At 66.1% G+C, this 16431-nt stretch carries 15 protein-coding genes and 1 pseudogene; 12 read left to right on the top strand and 4 right to left on the bottom strand.

What is annotated here, in order from left to right:
* Position 1 precedes the first annotated feature (1 nt).
* The 4 genes from ACNFIA_RS06220 (at position 2) to ACNFIA_RS06205 (ending at position 3765) form a co-directional block, all read left to right on the top strand.
* Positions 2 to 706, top strand: a complete 705-nt coding sequence (locus ACNFIA_RS06220; protein ID WP_259759429.1) for a lipopolysaccharide kinase InaA family protein — start codon at positions 2 to 4, stop codon at positions 704 to 706.
* The gene (locus ACNFIA_RS06215) at positions 703 to 927 is read left to right on the top strand and encodes a hypothetical protein (protein WP_259759430.1); all 225 of its coding nucleotides are present in this window, start codon (positions 703 to 705) and stop codon (positions 925 to 927) included. The genes ACNFIA_RS06220 and ACNFIA_RS06215 overlap by 4 nt, the downstream gene beginning before the upstream one ends.
* A gap of 90 nt (positions 928 to 1017) precedes the next feature.
* On the top strand, positions 1018 to 2217 hold the full coding sequence (gene pncB / locus ACNFIA_RS06210) for a nicotinate phosphoribosyltransferase (protein WP_416783479.1): 1200 nt from the start codon (positions 1018 to 1020) through the stop codon (positions 2215 to 2217).
* A gap of 78 nt (positions 2218 to 2295) precedes the next feature.
* Complete coding sequence (locus ACNFIA_RS06205) at positions 2296 to 3765, top strand: DUF853 domain-containing protein (RefSeq protein ID WP_259759432.1); 1470 nt, start codon at positions 2296 to 2298, stop codon at positions 3763 to 3765.
* A 164-nt stretch (positions 3766 to 3929) separates the two neighbouring features.
* On the opposite strand, the gene ACNFIA_RS06200 is transcribed toward ACNFIA_RS06205, so the two are convergent.
* From ACNFIA_RS06200 to ACNFIA_RS06185, 4 genes and pseudogenes are all read right to left on the bottom strand, one after another.
* The gene (locus ACNFIA_RS06200) at positions 3930 to 5819 is read right to left on the bottom strand and encodes a methyl-accepting chemotaxis protein (protein WP_416783478.1); all 1890 of its coding nucleotides are present in this window, start codon (positions 5817 to 5819) and stop codon (positions 3930 to 3932) included.
* A gap of 407 nt (positions 5820 to 6226) precedes the next feature.
* The gene (locus ACNFIA_RS06195) at positions 6227 to 6991 is read right to left on the bottom strand and encodes a methyl-accepting chemotaxis protein (protein WP_416783739.1); all 765 of its coding nucleotides are present in this window, start codon (positions 6989 to 6991) and stop codon (positions 6227 to 6229) included.
* Positions 6992 to 7081: 90 nt separating this feature from the next.
* Positions 7082 to 8122, bottom strand: a pseudogene (locus tag ACNFIA_RS06190) (cache domain-containing protein); the annotation flags it as partial.
* A 159-nt stretch (positions 8123 to 8281) separates the two neighbouring features.
* Positions 8282 to 8479: a Flp family type IVb pilin gene (locus ACNFIA_RS06185; protein ID WP_416783738.1), complete on the bottom strand. Its 198-nt coding sequence runs from the start codon at positions 8477 to 8479 to the stop codon at positions 8282 to 8284.
* Positions 8480 to 8855: 376 nt separating this feature from the next.
* Here ACNFIA_RS06185 and cpaB point away from each other — a divergent pair, with 376 nt between their 5' ends.
* The 8 genes from cpaB (at position 8856) to ACNFIA_RS06145 (ending at position 16425) form a co-directional block, all read left to right on the top strand.
* The gene (cpaB, locus tag ACNFIA_RS06180; protein ID WP_416783476.1) at positions 8856 to 9776 is read left to right on the top strand and encodes a Flp pilus assembly protein CpaB; all 921 of its coding nucleotides are present in this window, start codon (positions 8856 to 8858) and stop codon (positions 9774 to 9776) included.
* 15 nt (positions 9777 to 9791) lie between these two features.
* Complete coding sequence (locus ACNFIA_RS06175) at positions 9792 to 11024, top strand: type II and III secretion system protein family protein (RefSeq protein WP_259759436.1); 1233 nt, start codon at positions 9792 to 9794, stop codon at positions 11022 to 11024.
* Positions 11025 to 11089: 65 nt separating this feature from the next.
* Positions 11090 to 12274 carry a type 4b pilus Flp biogenesis protein TadZ gene (tadZ, locus tag ACNFIA_RS06170; protein ID WP_259759437.1) on the top strand — a complete coding sequence of 395 codons (1185 nt, stop codon included), beginning with the start codon at positions 11090 to 11092 and terminating at the stop codon, positions 12272 to 12274.
* Positions 12271 to 13518 carry a type 4b pilus Flp biogenesis ATPase TadA gene (tadA, locus tag ACNFIA_RS06165; RefSeq protein WP_259759438.1) on the top strand — a complete coding sequence of 416 codons (1248 nt, stop codon included), beginning with the start codon at positions 12271 to 12273 and terminating at the stop codon, positions 13516 to 13518. The genes tadZ and tadA overlap by 4 nt, the downstream gene beginning before the upstream one ends.
* On the top strand, positions 13515 to 14402 hold the full coding sequence (locus ACNFIA_RS06160; RefSeq protein WP_416783474.1) for a type II secretion system F family protein: 888 nt from the start codon (positions 13515 to 13517) through the stop codon (positions 14400 to 14402). The genes tadA and ACNFIA_RS06160 overlap by 4 nt, the downstream gene beginning before the upstream one ends.
* A gap of 10 nt (positions 14403 to 14412) precedes the next feature.
* Positions 14413 to 15321: a type II secretion system F family protein gene (locus ACNFIA_RS06155; RefSeq protein ID WP_416783472.1), complete on the top strand. Its 909-nt coding sequence runs from the start codon at positions 14413 to 14415 to the stop codon at positions 15319 to 15321.
* On the top strand, positions 15318 to 16118 hold the full coding sequence (locus tag ACNFIA_RS06150) for a tetratricopeptide repeat protein (RefSeq protein WP_416783470.1): 801 nt from the start codon (positions 15318 to 15320) through the stop codon (positions 16116 to 16118). The genes ACNFIA_RS06155 and ACNFIA_RS06150 overlap by 4 nt, the downstream gene beginning before the upstream one ends.
* 19 nt (positions 16119 to 16137) lie before the next feature.
* A complete protein-coding gene (locus ACNFIA_RS06145) occupies positions 16138 to 16425 on the top strand; it encodes a DUF3613 domain-containing protein (RefSeq protein WP_416783469.1) in 288 nt (95 codons plus the stop codon).
* The last annotated feature ends 6 nt before the right edge of the window (positions 16426 to 16431 follow it).

Genomic DNA, 16431 nt, shown 5'->3' with positions numbered 1-16431 from the left:
GATGGCCGTTGATCTGGCGTCGCTGCAGCAAATTTCCGGTGAGAACGCCATCGACCGTTGGCTCCAGGTGCCCGGCAAGTGGGTGGAAGAACCCAACCGTCGGCGCGGCGGCGAGAGTGGCGTGCAGCGAGTCCTGACCTCCGACGGCCGTATGCTCTATCGCAAGCAGCAGATGGGTCACATCTACCGTGACCTGCTGCACCCCTTCGGTTATCCCACGGCGATCCGCGAGCGCAACGCCCTCAAGGCGGCCGAAGCGCTGGGCGTTAAAGTGCCGACCCTGGTCTATGCCGGCTGCCGCAAGGTGGATGGCGAATGGCAGGCGCTGCTGGTCACCGAATCCCTCGACGGCTTCACCAGCCTGGAAGACTGCTACGCCCGTGGCGACCAGGAAAAGTGGGGCGAAGCCCTGCACCAAAGAATTCTGCAACAATACGGCAGTACCCTGGCAAAACTTAACGCCGGCCGCTGGCAGCATGGCTGCCTGTACCTCAAGCACGTGTTCGTGAAGGTGGACGGCGAGAAGATCGAAGTGGCCCTGATCGACATGGAAAAAGCCCGCCAGCGCTTCAGCGCCCAGCGTGCCGCCCGTCATGATCTTCGCCAGGTAAAACGCCGCTCGTCGTGGACAGAGGCGCAATGGCAGGCCTTTGTCTATGGTTACCAAGCGGCGTTTGGCAGCGCCATCAAAGGGTTGCAGACATGAAGTTAGAAATTACGCGAGGTTTGCTCCTCATCGGCGCGCTCGGGGTGGCGACCCTGGCGGCGGCGGCCTGGCATGAGCCTGGGCCTTCGGTCATTTCCGGAAAAGGCGGCCTGGACAGCTGCCCGATGCCGCCCAACCAGCGCGCCAAGCAACAGGACCTGCGTCCGGATGACGACCTGCTGCTGTTCCTCTTCGGAATGTCGCAGAGCAAGGCCCGCTGATTTCTGTTTCAACTCCAAAACCCCGCCTCGGCGGGGTTTTTTGTGGGCGAAGGGTTAGACTGCCGATTCGAAGCCTGCAAAGAGACAAGCATGAGCGACAGCGCATTTTCCCGGCGGATCGTGCAGAACCTGCTGGATACCGATTTCTACAAGCTGAGCATGATGCAGGCGGTGCTGCACAACTACCCCAACGCGGAAGTGGAATGGGAGTTCCGCTGCCGCAACGAGGAAGACCTGCGCGCCTACCTGGACCCGCTGCGTGAGCAGATCGAGCGCCTGGCGGAGCTGTCCTTCGCACCGCAGGACCTGGCGTTCCTGGAACGCATTCCGTTCTTCAAGCCGGACTTCATCCGCTTCCTCGGCCTGTTCCGCTTCAATCCCTGCTACGTGCAACTGGGCGTGGAGGACGACGAACTGTTCCTGCGCCTCAAAGGCCCGTGGCTGCACGTGATTCTCTTCGAGGTGCCGCTGCTGGCGAGCATCAGCGAAGTGCGCAACCGCCACCGCCATCCGGGCACGACGCTGACGATGGTCCGCGAACGCCTGCAGGAGAAGTTCGACTGGCTGCGCCGGGAGGCCAGCGCCGAGGAACTGGCCGGCTTCAAAATGGCCGACTTCGGCACCCGCCGGCGTTTCTCCTATCCGGTACAGGAGGCGGTGGTGCGCGACCTGCGCGATGGCTTCCCCGGGCATTTCGTCGGCACCAGCAACGTGCACCTGGCGCGCGAACTGGGAGTGAAGCCGCTGGGCACCATGGCCCACGAGTGGCTGATGGCGCACCAGCAGCTCGGGCCGCGGCTGATCGACAGCCAGGCCGCCGCCCTGGACGCCTGGGTTCGCGAATACCGCGGGCAGTTGGGCATCGCCCTGACCGACTGCATCACCATGGACGCCTTCCTGGCCGACTTCGACCTGTATTTCGCCAAGCTCTTCGATGGCCTGCGCCATGACTCGGGCGACCCGCTGGAATGGGCGGAAAAGGCCATCGGGCACTACGAGCGCCTGGGCATCGACCCGCGGACCAAGACGCTGGTGTTCTCCGACGGTCTCAACCTGCCGCGCGCGCTGGAAATCTACCGCGCGCTGCGCGAGCGCATCGACGTCAGCTTCGGCATCGGCACCCACTTCACCTGCGATGTGCCGGGCGTGCAGCCGATGAACATCGTGCTGAAGATGACCGCCTGCAATGGTCACCCGGTGGCGAAGATTTCCGACGCGCCGGGCAAGACGCAATGCAAGGACGAGAACTTCCTGCACTACCTCAAGCACGTGTTCAAAGTACCGGGTTAGCGGATTGCGCAGCGCAGCGGGACGCGCCACTCTAGCGCGATGCGCGCATCGCGACAGGCCACCGAAGGGGGATCACGGATGTCAGCCACGAACGAACTCATCATTGGCGCAGGGCCCGACGGCCAGCCGGTCGGCCAGCCCTGGAAGCTCGCCAACCGCCACGGCCTGATCGCCGGCGCCACCGGCACCGGCAAGACGGTGACCCTGCAACACCTGGCCGAGTCCTTCAGCGACGCCGGCATCGCGGTGTTCGCCGCCGACATCAAGGGCGACCTGTGCGGCATCGCCGCCGCCGGCAACCCGCAGGGCAAGGTGGCTGAGCGGATCGCCAGCATGCCCTGGCTGAACCACACGCCCAAGGCCTACCCGGTGAGCATCTGGGACGTCGCCGGCAAGACCGGCCACCCGCTGCGCACCACGCTGACGGAGATGGGCCCGCTGCTGCTGTCCAACCTGCTGGAGCTGACCGAGAGCCAGCAGGCGGCGTTGTTCGCCGCGTTCAAGGTGGCCGACCGCGAGGGCCTGCTGCTGCTGGACATGAAGGACCTCAAGGCGCTGCTCAACCACTTCAAGGACCATCCGGACATCCTCGGCGAGGACCGTGCGCTGTTCACCGCCGCGTCCTCCCAGGCCCTGCTGCGGCGCCTGGCGCTGCTGGAACAGCAAGGCGCGGACGACTTCTTCGGGGAGCCGGCGCTGCAACTGGAAGACCTGCTGCGCCCCGAGGCCGACGGCCGTGGCCGCATCCACCTGCTCGATGCCAGCAAGCTGGTGCACGACGCGCCGAAGGTCTACGCGACCTTCCTGCTCTGGCTGCTGGCCGAACTGTTCGAGCAACTGCCTGAGCGCGGTGACGCGGACAAGCCCATCCTCGCGCTGTTCTTCGACGAAGCGCACCTGATGTTCAACGGCACGCCCAAGGCCCTGCAGGATCGCCTGGAGCAGGTGGTGCGGCTGATCCGTTCCAAGGGCGTAGGGGTCTATTTCGTCACCCAGTCGCCCAGCGACCTGCCGGACGACGTGCTGGCGCAGCTGGGCCTGCGCATCCAGCACGGCCTGCGCGCCTTCACCGCCAAGGAGCAGAAGTCCCTGCGCGCGGTGGCCGATGGTTTCCGCCCCAACCCGGCGTTCGATACGCTCAAGGTGCTCACCGAACTGGGCATTGGCGAAGCGCTGGTCGGCACGCTGGAAGAGAAGGGCACGCCGGCGATGGTCCAGCGCGTGGCGGTCGCGCCGCCGCAGTCGCGTATCGGCCCGCTGACCGATGCCGAGCGTGCTGACGTGATCCGCCGTTCGCCGTTGGCCGGCCGCTACGACCAGCCGATCGATCGCGAGTCCGCCTACGAGAAGCTGACCGGCCGCGCGGACGACAAGATGGTGCCGACCGAGCAGAAAGGAACCGATTTCGGCGGTATCGCCGGCGAGATTCTCGGCTCCCTGGCCAGCCAGGTGAGCAAGACCGTGGTGCGCCAGGCCGCCAACCAGATCGGCCGGGAACTGGTGCGTGGGCTGATGGGAGCGCTGCTGGGCGGCAGCAAGCGGCGCTGAGGTTGGCACCGGTGGATAACCCGTTCCGGGTTATGCGCCGGTTTCCCCTGTAGGAGCTGGCCATGCCCGCGATCGCGAGCGTGGCTCGCTCCTACAGGGGCTGCGGCTTTGCTCGCAAACAAAAAAGGCGCCCGAAGGCGCCTTTTTTTTCATGCCTGCCGCGATCAGATGCGGAAGCTGTCCACCAGCTGACGCAGGCGGCCGGCCTGGTTCTCCAGGTCGGCGCAGGCGCGCAGGGTGGCTTGCAGGTTCTCCACGCCTTCCTGGTTCAGCGTGTTGATCTCGGTGATGTCCATGTTCAGCGAGTCGACCACGGCGGTCTGCTCCTCGGTGGCGGTCGCCACCGACTGGTTCATCGAGTCGATCTCGCCGATGCGGTGGGTGACGCTGGCCAGGCGTTCGCCGGCGCGATTGGCGATCTCCACGCTTTCCAGGCTGTAGCGCTGGCTTTCGGTCATGGTGTCCACGGCTTCGCGGGCGCCGATCTGCAATTCCTCGATCATCTTCTGGATCTGCTGGGCCGACTCCTGGGCGCGGTGCGCCAGGTTGCGCACTTCATCCGCCACCACGGCGAAGCCACGGCCGGCTTCACCGGCGCGGGCGGCCTCGATGGCGGCGTTCAGGGCCAGCAGGTTGGTCTGCTCGGAAATGCCCTTGATGACTTCCAGGATCTGCCCGATGTTCACCGTGCGGCTGTTCAGCGCTTCGATGTTGGCGCAGGCCGAGCTGATCTTGTCCGACAGCAGGTTCATCGCGCTGATGGTCTGCTCCACCACCTGGCGCCCGTCGCCGGCCTGGTGCGAGGCATCGGTGGCGTGGTGCGAGGCGTCGGCGGCGTTGCGGGCGATCTCCTGGGCGGCGGCGCCCAGTTCGTTGATCGCCGCGGCCACGCTGTTGGTGCGATTGGCCTGTTCGTCGGAGTTGCTCATGGACGAGTTGGAGGCGTTCACCACCAGCTGAGAAACGTCGTGCAGCTGGCGCGCGGTGGAAGCGACTTCGCGGATGGATTCGTGGATACGTTCGACGAAGCGGTTGAAGGCATTGCCCAGCACGCCGAATTCGTCGTTGCTGGCGACCTTCAGGCGCTTGGTCAGGTCGCCTTCGCCCTGGGCGATGTCTTCCATGGCGCGGCCCATGGTGGTCAGCGGCTGCATCAGCACGCGGATCAGCATGCCCAGCAGGAGCAGGATGGCGACGATGGCGATCGCCGCGGCGACGATGGCCGAGGCGCGGAATTTGCTCAGCATGGAGTAGGCCGCGTCCTTGTCGATGGACAGGCCGATGTACCAGTTCACCGACGGCAGGCCCTTCACCTGGGTGAAGCTGAGGATACGCGTCTTGCCATTGAGCTCGGTCTCGCTGAAGCCGCCGCCGATCTTGGGCGTGTTCTGCGGGTAGACGTCCGTGAGGGTCTTCATGATCAGGTTCTTGTCCGGGTGGACGAGGATCTTGCCGTCGCCGCTGACCAGGAAGGCGTAGCCCATGCCGTTGAAGTCGAGCGAGTTGATGATCTGCACCAGGGTCTGCAGCCCAAGGTCGCCGCCGACCACGCCGAGGGTCTTGCCGCCGGCGCGGGCCGGGGTGGCGACGGTCATGATCAGTTGCTGGGTGGCCGCGTCGATGTAGGGCTCGGTCAGCGTGGTGCCGCCGGCAGCGACGGCATCCTTGTACCAGGGGCGGGTGCGCGGGTCGTAACCGTCAGGCATGGCGCTGTTGGGGCGCATGGTGAAGGTGCCGTCTTCCTGGCCCAGGTAGGCGAAGTTGAAGGTCTTGCGCAGGCTGTCCTGCTCCAGCAGGCCGGTCATGTGCTCGGCGGAGCTGTCGCGAGCCAGGGTCTGGGCGGTGCTTTCGATCAGCAGCAGCCGGCCACTCAGCCAGTTCTGGATGTTGCTGGCGGTGACGTCACCCATCTCCCGCAGGTAGCTCTCCAGGTCCTCGCGGATCGCATTGCGCTGTAAATAGTCGTTGTAGGCGGTGAACAGGGCGAATGCCGAGAAAACCACAAGAGAAGCGGCCAGGAGAATCTTATGGCTGAATTTCAGGCTCTTGATCATGCTGCGTCGAGTCCGGAAGTAAGGGGATGCCTGAGCGGCGTTGGTCCGGGCGACAGATCCGGTGTCGCCGCAGAACGCCCGTTCCCGTGGTGTGAAACGGGCGGCGCCGGCGCGGCGGATAGCCGTGCGGGCGGGGCCGGAACTCCCATGTTCCGGCGGTGACGAGAGGCCCGGTTTGTTGGTTGGTATCAAAGGCCTTCACCCTTGATTTCGGCGCGCCCGAGGGAAGCTTTAGGAAGTCGGACGAACGGTAGGGGTGCCGATGTGGCGGGTGTTCCAGCGGTGTTTGCCGGGGGGAGCGGGCCATGCCCGCGATCGCGAGCGTGGCTCGCTCCTACAGAGGGCTGCGGCTTTGCTCGCGAACAAAAAAAGGCGCCCGAGGGCGCCTTTTTTCATGCCTGCCGCGATCAGATGCGGAAGCTGTCCACCAGCTGGCGCAGGCGGCCGGCCTGGTTCTCCAGGTCGGCGCAGGCGCGCAGGGTCGCCTGCAGGTTCTCCACGCCTTCCTGGTTCAGCGTGTTGATCTCGGTGATGTCCATGTTCAGCGAGTCGACCACGGCGGTCTGCTCCTCGGTGGCGGTGGCCACCGACTGGTTCATCGAGTCGATCTCACCGATGCGGTGGGTGACGCTGGCCAGGCGCTCGCCGGCACGGTTGGCGATCTCCACGCTTTCCAGGCTGTAGCGCTGGCTCTCGGTCATGGTGTCCACGGCTTCGCGGGCGCCGACCTGCAACTCCTCGATCATCTTCTGGATTTCCTGCGCGGATTCCTGGGCGCGGTGCGCCAGGTTGCGCACTTCGTCCGCCACCACGGCGAAGCCACGGCCGGCTTCACCGGCACGGGCGGCCTCGATGGCGGCGTTCAGGGCCAGCAGGTTGGTCTGCTCGGAAATGCCCTTGATGACTTCCAGGATCTGCCCGATGTTTACCGTGCGGCTGTTCAGCGACTCGATGTTGGCGCAGGCCGAGCTGATCTTGTCCGACAGCAGGTTCATCGCGCTGATGGTCTGCTCCACCACCTGGCGGCCGTCGGCGGACTGGTGGCTGGCATCGGTGGCATGGTGCGAGGCGTCGGCGGCGTTGCGGGCGATTTCCTGGGCGGCGGCGCCCAGTTCGTTGATCGCCGCGGCCACGCTGTTGGTGCGGTTGGCCTGCTCGTCGGAGTTGCTCATGGACGAGTTGGAAGCGTTCACCACCAACTGCGAGACGTCGTGCAGCTGGCGCGCGGTGGAAGCCACTTCGCGGATGGATTCGTGGATACGTTCGACGAAGCGGTTGAAGGCATTGGCCAGCACGCCGAATTCGTCGTTGCTGGCGACGTTCAGGCGCTTGGTCAGGTCGCCTTCGCCCTGGGCGATGTCCTGCATGGCGCGGCCCATGTCGGTCAGCGGTGCCATCAGCACGCGGATCAGCATGCCCAGCAGGAACAGGATGGCAACGATGGCGATGACCGTGGCGATGATCGCGGTGTTGCGGAAGTCGCTGAGCATGGCGTAGGCGGAGTCCTTGTTGAGCACCAGCGCGACGTACCAGGTCACACCTGGCAGGCCTTTCACCAGCGTCATGGAGACCAGCTGCTCCTCGCCATTGACGCTGACTTCCTGCACGCCCGGCTGCACCTTGGGCGCGCCTTGCGGGTAGACCTCGGCGAGGCTCTTGAAGATCAGGCTGCTGTCGGGGTGCAGCAGAATCTTGCCGGCGTCGCTGACCAGGAAGGCGTAGCCGTCGCCGTCGAACTTCAGCGAGTTGATGATCGCGGTGATGGTTTCCAGCTTCATGTCGCCGGCGGCCACGCCGACCAGTTGGCCGTTGCGCATCACCGGCATGGACATGGCGAGGATCTGCTCGTTGGTGCCGGCATCGAGGAAGGGCTCGGTGACGATCAGCCGGCCGGCGGCCACGGCGTCCTTGTACCAGCCGCGGGTGCGCGGGTCGTAGCCGTCGGGCATCGGGGCGTAGGGGCGCATGGTGAACACGCCGCTGGCGGCTTCGCCCAGGTAGACCGATTCGAAGTTCTTCTGAAACACCTGCTGCTCCAGCACGTGCTGGATGCGCTCGGGCGTCGGCTCGCCATCGGCCAGTTGTGCAGCTTCGGCTTCCACCAGCTGGATGCGGCCTTCCAGCCAGCTCTGGATATTGCTGGCGGTCAGGCTGCCGACCTCGGAGAGGTAGGATTCGGTGTCGGAATGGATTGCCTCGCGCTGGCGGAAATCGTTGAAGACGATGAAACAGGCGAAGGCAAAGGTGACCACCAGGGAGGCGGCCAGGAGAATCTTCCTGGAGAAGGACAGCGAACGAAGCATGGGTAAAGCATCCTGCTGCAAAACGGGTTTGAGCAGGCAGTATCGGCAGGGGAGGGCGAAACTTTAGCGAAAGCCGCGAGGCAGACAGCCGGACGGGTTCCCGCGCATGGGCGCGGGAACCCTGAATTCCGGATATCGGGAATTGATCGGTTGCGCGGCTTATTTAACGGCTTTGGCAACTTCGTCCTGAATACTGGTCATGATAGTGCCCAGGTCGCCCCCGATAATACTTGCGCCTGCAATAACCACTACCGATATAAGTCCAGCAATTACCGCATATTCAATCGCCGTTGCCCCTTCCTTGTCGGCCATGAATGCCTTGGCCTTGCAATACAGTTTCAGGGACAGGTTTTTTATTGTCAGATCCATCGCGAGTGCTCCCTCGAATACCACCGGGGCGGCGCCCCGACTTCATCGTCAGGCTAGGCGTCGTATGGCCGAATGCAATTGTTCAAATAGCACTAATACCAAAGTAATAGTCATGGCGAAGTAGAACCAACTGAGGATTGGAAATTTAATTCGCGTGGTTGACGCTCTAAACACAGCTACTAGATTCAGCTTTGGAACAAGTAAAAGCTGATTATGAGGAATGGTTCTTATCCTAATTCCTAGCCTGGCCGAAACAACAATAAAGGTCTGAAGGACGCGCACTGGCGATGCCGCTGCCGGCACTTCTTACGACAAGGCCGTGGACCCTTGGTCCGCATTCCCGACATTGCCCAAGGATGTGGTCATGAATAGCAAGGTGCTGATGGTATTCGCCGGGCTGTTGCTGGTGTGCGCCGGTGTAGTGGGGTATCTGGGGTTGCAGGTGGGCAAGCCGGCTGCGCCGATTGCCGGTGTGGTGCAGGAGGCGGCGCCCGCCGCGATGGCCGAGGCCGATAAGCTCCAACGTACCGCCGTGGTGGTGGCGGCCCGCGATTTGCCGGCCCTGACGGTGATCGGCAAGGACGACGTCAGCGTGGAGATGCTGCGTACCGCGCCCGCCGGCAGCTTTCCCAAACCAGAGGTGGTCATCGGCCAGCGTGTCTGGGTCGCGGTCCCGGCGGGCAATATTCTCACGTCCGCCATTACCGAACCGGGCGGCCCCCTGGCCCGCACCATTCGCCCGGACGAGCGCGCCATGGCGATCGCTGTCGACGACGTCATCGGTGGTGGCGGCTTCGTACTGCCGGGCGACTATGTCGACGTCATGCTCTTCGTCCAGGACCAGCAGAGCACCGAGCGCAGCCTCAGTGCCCAGGTAGTGCTGCCCGGTGTACGGGTGCTGACCTACGGCGAGCAGATCGCCGTGTCCAGCGATGGCCAGGCGCGCACCGCCGGCGACCCCAAGGACAAGACGCCCAAGCCGCCGCGCACCGCCGTGCTGGCCGTGCCGGCCGAGGCCGCCTCGCGCCTGATGCTGGCCAGCCAGGCCGGCTCCCTGCGCCTGGCCGTGCGCAGCAAGGACGAGAACCTCTACGAGAAGGAGCAGCAGGGCCGCTACCTCCAGGCCTCGCTCGGCAATCCTTCCAGCCCGCCGATCACCCTCGAGCAACTGATCGGCAAGCCGCGCCCGGCAGCGGCTCCCGCCGTCCGCCAGGTTTCCGCCCCGCAGGTCGACGCCGGCGTGGTGGTCTACCGCGGCACCGCCGTCACCCGTGAAGCACATTGAGCAAGGAGTGCATCGATGTCCAAGCGCTTCATCCTGACCCTGGCCGCCTTGCTGGCCTGCGCCGTGCACGCCGCGGCGCAGGCCGTGCCCAGCGCCTGCGCGGGCTTTGCTGACCAGCAACTCAACCTCGACGTGGAGCAGGGCGCCCAGCGCGACCAGCAACTGCCCGTACCGATCAAGCGCCTGGCCATCGGCGACCCGAACATCGCCGACGTGCAGGTGCTCGACAAGCGCGACTTCCTCGTCACCGGCAAGGCCGAGGGCCTGACCAGCCTGCTGATCTGGACCAGCTGCAGCGACCAGCCGATCCGCACCGTGGTGCGTGTCGGCGCGCGCGCCGTGGGGGATGTGGCCGGAGCGACCGGAGTCGGCGCCGGCAGCCTGCCCAACCAGGTGCAGACCGACATCCGCTTTGTCGAAGTCAGCCGCAGCAAGCTCAAGCAGGCCAGCACCTCGCTGGTGCGGCGCGGCTCCAATACCTTCGTGCTGGGCTCGCCGGGCAGCCTGGGCAACATTTCCGTCGATCCCATTGGCAACCTGGACGGCACCTTCGGCAGTGCCAATGGCGGCTTCAACATCATCTGGGGCGGTGGCAGCAGCAAATGGCTGGGCTTCATCAATGCCCTGGAAGGCAGCGGCTTCGCCTACACCCTGGCGCGTCCCAGCCTGGTGGCGACCAGCGGCCAGAGCGCCTCGTTCCTGGCCGGTGGCGAGTTCCCGATTCCCGTACCCAACGGCGACAAGGACACCATCACCATCGAGTACAAGGAATTCGGCGTGCGCCTGACCCTGACCCCGACCGTGATGAACGACAAGCGCATCGCCCTGAAGGTCGCCCCGGAAGTCAGCGAGCTGGACTTCTCCAGCGGCATCCGCACCAACGACATCGCCGTGCCCGCGCTGACCGTGCGGCGCACCGACACCAGCGTGATGCTCGCCGATGGCGAAAGCTTCGTGATCAGCGGGTTGATCAGCAGCAGCACCATCAGCAACGTCGACAAGTTCCCCTTCCTGGGCAACATCCCGATCATCGGCGCGCTGTTCCGCTCCTCCAGCCTGGACAAGGACGACCGCGAGCTGCTGATGATCGTCACCCCGCACCTGGTGCAGCCGCTGGCCGCCAATGCCGCATTGCCCAAGCTCCCCGGCGAAGGGCTGCGGGAGTATGACCCGGGCTTCGGCGAGTTCTATTTCCTCGAGGACGGCCGCTTCGACAAGCGCAAGGCCAGCAGCGGGATGTCGCACTGATGGAAATCTACGAAGCGCTGACCCGCCCCAGAGCGGGAGGCAAGGCAAAACAAGGGAGCACGGGCATGAGTCAGACTTTCGTCGCGCTGATCCAGCATCCCGGTGAGCAGGAATGGCTGCAGAGCAGCTTGGCCGGCTGTGGGCAGGTGGTACTGGCCAACAGCGGGACCCTGGAAGAGCTGCTGTCGCTGCTCGACGTCACCGGCGCCACGGTGCTCTTCACCAGCCTCAACAAGGCCAACCTGGTGTCCCAGGGCTCGCTGATCGAGGGGCTGGTTTCCGCCCGGCCGCTGCTCTCCGTCGTGGCGGTCGGCGATGGCCTGGACAACCAGCTGGTGCTTGCGGCCATGCGCGCCGGTGCGCGGGATTTCGTCACCTACGGCGCCCGTGCCAGCGAATTGAGCGGGCTGGTGCGGCGCCTTGGCGGGCGCCTGCCCACGGTGCCGGTGAGCGCCACCCAGCAGGGGGAACTGATCAGCCTGATCAGCGCCCGGCCGGATGCCGACGGGGCCTTCGTCGCCCTGCACCTGGCCCTGGCGCTGCAACGCCAGGCGGAGCACCGCGTGCTGCTGGTGGACATCGGCCAGCCCACCGGCGAGGCGCTGGCGATCCTCGGCATGGAGCCCTCGTTCACCTTCGCCGATGCCCTGCGCAACCTGCGCCGCCTGGACCAGACGCTGATCGACAGCGCCTTCACCCGTCATGAGTCCGGCCTGCGCGTGCTCAGCCTGTCGGACGAGCCGGGCGTGCTGGAGCGCATCACCACCGCCGAGCTGTACCTGCTGCTGGGCAACCTGCGCAGCGCCTTCAGCCACATCCTGATCAACCTCACCGGCGTCGCCGAAGGCGAGCTCAGCGGGCAGTTGCTGATGCAGGCCAACCGCGTGCTGTGGCTGGTGGACCAGAGCGTGCCGTCGTGCAAGAAGGGCCTGGAGCGCCTGCGCCGCCTGCGCGAGCGCTCGCCCGCGCTGCCGCGCATCGAATTGCTGATCGAGCGCTACTGGGCCTCGGTGCCGCCGGATGCGCCGGCGCTGGGCAAGATGTTCGGCCTGGAACTCTTCGGCGTGCTGCCGGCCTCCCCGGAAGCGCGCCTGCGCGCCAAGAACGTCGGCCAGAGCCTGTTCGACCTGGCCCCGCGCGACCCGCTGACGGTGAAGCTGCGTGACCTGGCCGAGGCGCTGGGTGCGGGCGTGGCCGAGAAGCGCGGGCTGCTGCGCTGGATCGGCCGGGCCAGGGCCGCACGTTCATGAGCCAGCATTACGGCGGCGGTCACGGCCGCCATGACCAGGACCTGCAGACGCTGAAGATGCGCCTGCACCGCTACATCATCGACGAGATCGACGAAGACGGCATGAACCTGCTGGAGGGCGCGCGGCCGGCGGTGGCGCAGTACGTCTCCGAGAAAGTCTGCGAATACGCCTCGCGCCGCCAGCTGGCGATTTCCCGTTACGAGCTCGACCGCCTCGCCGAAGAGGTGGTGGACGAGCTGACCGGCTTCGGCCCGCTGGAAATCCTCCTGCGCGACCCGGGCATCTCCGAAATCCTGGTCAACGGCCCGGACCGGGTATTCATCGAGCACGAGGGCCGCCTCTACCAGAGCGACCTGCGCTTCATCGACGACCACCATGTGCAGCGGGTGATCCAGCGCATCCTTGCGCCGCTGGGGCGGCGCCTGGACGAGTCCAGCCCGATGGTGGATGCGCGCCTGCCCGACGGCAGCCGGGTCAACGCGATCATCCCGCCGGTGGCGCTGGACGGGCCGTGCCTGTCGATCCGCAAATTCAGCAAGGAGCTGCTCAAGAGCGCCGACCTGCTGGCCTACCAGAGCGTCGACGAAGCCATGCTGGCGTTTCTCCGCCAGGCGGTGGCGAGCCGCTGCAACATCCTCATCAGCGGCGGCACCGGCACCGGCAAGACGACGCTGCTCAACGTCATGAGCAGCTTCATCGACGAGCGCGAACGCATCGTCACCATCGAAGACACCGCCGAACTGCAGCTGGGCCACGACCACGTGGTGCGCCTGGAAACCCGCCCGCCCAATGCCGAGGGATTCGGCGAAGTGACCGCCCGCGACCTGATCCGCAACGCCCTGCGCATGCGCCCGGACCGCATCATCCTCGGCGAGATCCGCGGCGTCGAAGTGCTCGACGTGCTGCAGGCGATGAACACTGGCCACGACGGGTCGATGAGCACCGTGCACGCCAACTCGGCGATGGATTCGCTGCTGCGCCTGGAGATGCTGGTGGGCCTCACCGGCCAGCGCGTGCCGGAGCAGACCCTGCGGCAGATGCTCTGTTCGGCGCTGGACATCATCGTGCAGATCACCCGCCTGTCCAACGGCCGCCGTTGCGTCAGCGAGATCATCGAAGTGCTGGAGGTGCGCGACGGCGTCTACGTCACCAACTCGCTGTTCAGCCTCGACCGGCGCGGCACCGGGCAGTTCGTCCGCACCGCCCAGCCGGGCGGGGTGAAATTCCGCCAGGTGCTGCTGTGAGCGGCGCCCTCTGGCTGGTGATGGCGAGCCTGACGCTGGCGGCCTTCGGGATGCTGCTGGCTGGGATGGGCTGGCGTGCGCGGCACCACGAACTGGTGATGCGCCGGCTGAGCGGGGAGGGGGCAGCCGCCAGTGGCAGCCGCGTCCGCAGCAGCCACTGGCTGGCACGCCGCATGCGCCGTGCCGGCATCGCCGACATGCGCCGCTGGGTGCTGGGCGCCGGGGTGGTGTGCATCCTGCTGGCGCTGTTCGGCCAGCGTCTGGCCGGGCCGGTCGGCGCCCTGTGCGGCATCGGCCTGGGTGTGCTGGGCTTCCATACGCTGCTCAACGTGCTGTACCGGCGACGCCTGCAGAAGATGATCCGGCAGATGCCCAACTTCCTTGACCAGGTGGTGCGCAGCCTGCATTCCGGCCGCACCCTGGGCGATGCCATCACCCAGGCGGTGACCGTCGCCGACGACCCGCTGCGGGAAATCTTCGCGCTGGTGAACAACCACGTGCTGCTGGGCATCAGCCTGCCCGAGGCGCTGCAGGAAGTGGCCGAGCTGTACGACGTGGAGGAGCTGCACGTGCTCTCCCTCGGCGTGGCGGTGAACCACCGCTACGGCGGCAACACCACCGACCTGCTGGAGAACATCATCAAGGTCATCCACGAGCGGGAGAAACTGGGCCGCCAGCTGCGCGCCATGACCGGCGAAACGCGCTTGAGCGCCCTGGTGCTGGCGCTGCTGCCGGTGAGCCTGGGCGCCTACATCCTGTTCAGCAATCCGGGCTACCTGATGAACATGTGGAACGACCATGGTGGCCGCCTGATGCTGTTGACATCCCTGGGGTTGCAGGTGCTGGGGTGCTACACGCTCTGGCGCATGCTCAAGAGCATCTGAGGAGGCCGGCATGCCCCTGTCCTACGGTTTGATGGTGCTGATCCTCGCGCTCGCGGCGATCCTCCTGCTGTTGTCGCAGAGCCGCGCGGCGGGGCGCGAGCAACGCCTGATCGAACAGCGCCTGGGCAGCCAGCCCCTGCCGCGCGGCGCCGGCCAGCGCGTGGCACAGCTGTTCGACCGGATGAGCGACAGCGGCCTGGGCCGCCGCCTGCAATTGCGTGACGACGAGGTCCGGCTGCTGCTGAACCAGGCCGGGTGGTCCGGCAACACGCCACGCAGCCTGTACCTGATGTCGATCTTCCTGGTGCCGGTGGTGTTCGTCACCATCGTCCTGGTGATCCTCGCCACGCCGGGGCACGCGCACACCTCGCCGTTGCTGCCGCTGTCCTTCGCCGCCGGCATCGGCTTCCTGCTGCCCAAGCGGGTGCTGGCCCACTTTGCCGGCAAGCGCCGGCAGCGCCTGGCGGACGAGGTGATCCTGTTCATCCAGCTGATCCGCATCCTCTTCGATTCCGGCCTGACCGTGGAGCAGAGCCTGCGCGTGGTCTGCCGGGAAGGGCGGGGCATCGTGCCGGTACTGGTGGAAGAGCTCGATGGGGTTCTGGCCCACGCCGAAAGCGGCCTGGACCTGGCCGACGAACTGGAACTGCTGAGCAAGCGCCTGGCGGTGGGGGAACTGACCGACTGCTGCAACGTGCTGCGCCAGATGGTGCGCCAGGGCGGCAGCGCGCGCACCTCGCTGCTGACGCTCAAGCAATTGTTCGAAGACCGGCGCCTGACTGGCCTGCAGGAAAAGGTCAGCAAGATGTCGGCGAAGATGAGCCTGGTGATGATGACGCTGCTGTTCCCGGCGCTGCTGATCATCCTGGCCGGGCCCGGCTTCCTCGCGATTACCAAGGCCTTGGGGAGAATGGGATGAGAAACGCATGCGTGATCGGCCTGTTGGGGCTGAGCCTCGGCGGCTGCGCCAACCTCGACAGCCTCGGCGGCGGGCCGAGCGTCGGGCAGAACTGCGACGAGAAGCTTGGCCAGGCGGTGGAGCTGCAGCTCAACCTGGCTCGCGAGATGCTCGACAGCGGCCGCGCCCACGCCGCCCTGGCCAACCTGGAAACCCTGCCGCCCAATTCGCTGGAGGTACGCGAAAGCAAGGCCCTGGCGCTGCGCCGCATCGGCGACCCCAAGGCGCGCATCGTCTACGAAGGGCTGCTGGGTACCTGCAAATCCGCCGAGGCCCACCACGGCCTGGGGCAGATCGCCATGCGCGGCGGCAAGACCGCCGAGGCCGAGCGCGAACTGCGCGAAGCGGCGCGCCTGCAGCCCACCGACAGCGCGCTGCGCAATGACCTGGGCTACGTCCTGCTGCGCCGTGGCGAACTGGAGAAGGCGCGCTTCGAATTCATCACTGCCATGGAGCTGGACGAGCACGACAAGCTGCCGGCCACCAACCTGCTCAGCGTCATGTTCATTCAGGGCGAGAGCAGCGAGGCCAGCCGGTTGATCCAGAGCGTCGGGCTATCCGCCGACCAGGTCCGCGCGGCCCAGGACCAGGCCAGGGACCTGCGCCCGGCCAGCCCCGCCAGCCCCGCCAGCCAGCCCCCGGTGCAGGTGGAAAGCGTGAGCTACGTGGATGACCCGGTGGAGGACGCGCCCCCCGCGCTGGTCGAGTCGACACCGGCGGTGGCGCGCGACGCCAAGCTGCTGGTCAAGGCCCGCTGAGGCGGGCAGGGAGGACAGGATGAAGACATGGATTATGGCCGGCGCACTGCTGGCGATGCCGACACTGGCCCTGGCCGTGGAGAGCGGCACCACCCACACCGAGGCTGGCACCACCGCCCGCGACCAGCAGGAAGTGCTGACCTGGCTGGATCTGCAAAGCAGCGGCAGGGCCGCCTCGCCGCATCGGCAGAGCGCCACTGCGGCCGAGCGCGACCGCGCTTACCAGCGCTACCTGAAGAGCTATACCCGGGAGATTCCCGAATACCTGCTCGACGACAACAACGGCTTCAGCACCGACAAGAACTGATCCCTT

The sequence above is a fragment of the Pseudomonas sp. NY15437 genome (assembly GCF_048068435.1).
Taxonomy (GTDB): domain Bacteria; phylum Pseudomonadota; class Gammaproteobacteria; order Pseudomonadales; family Pseudomonadaceae; genus Pseudomonas; species Pseudomonas nitroreducens_B.
This window is presented reverse-complemented; position numbering and strand designations above follow the sequence as displayed.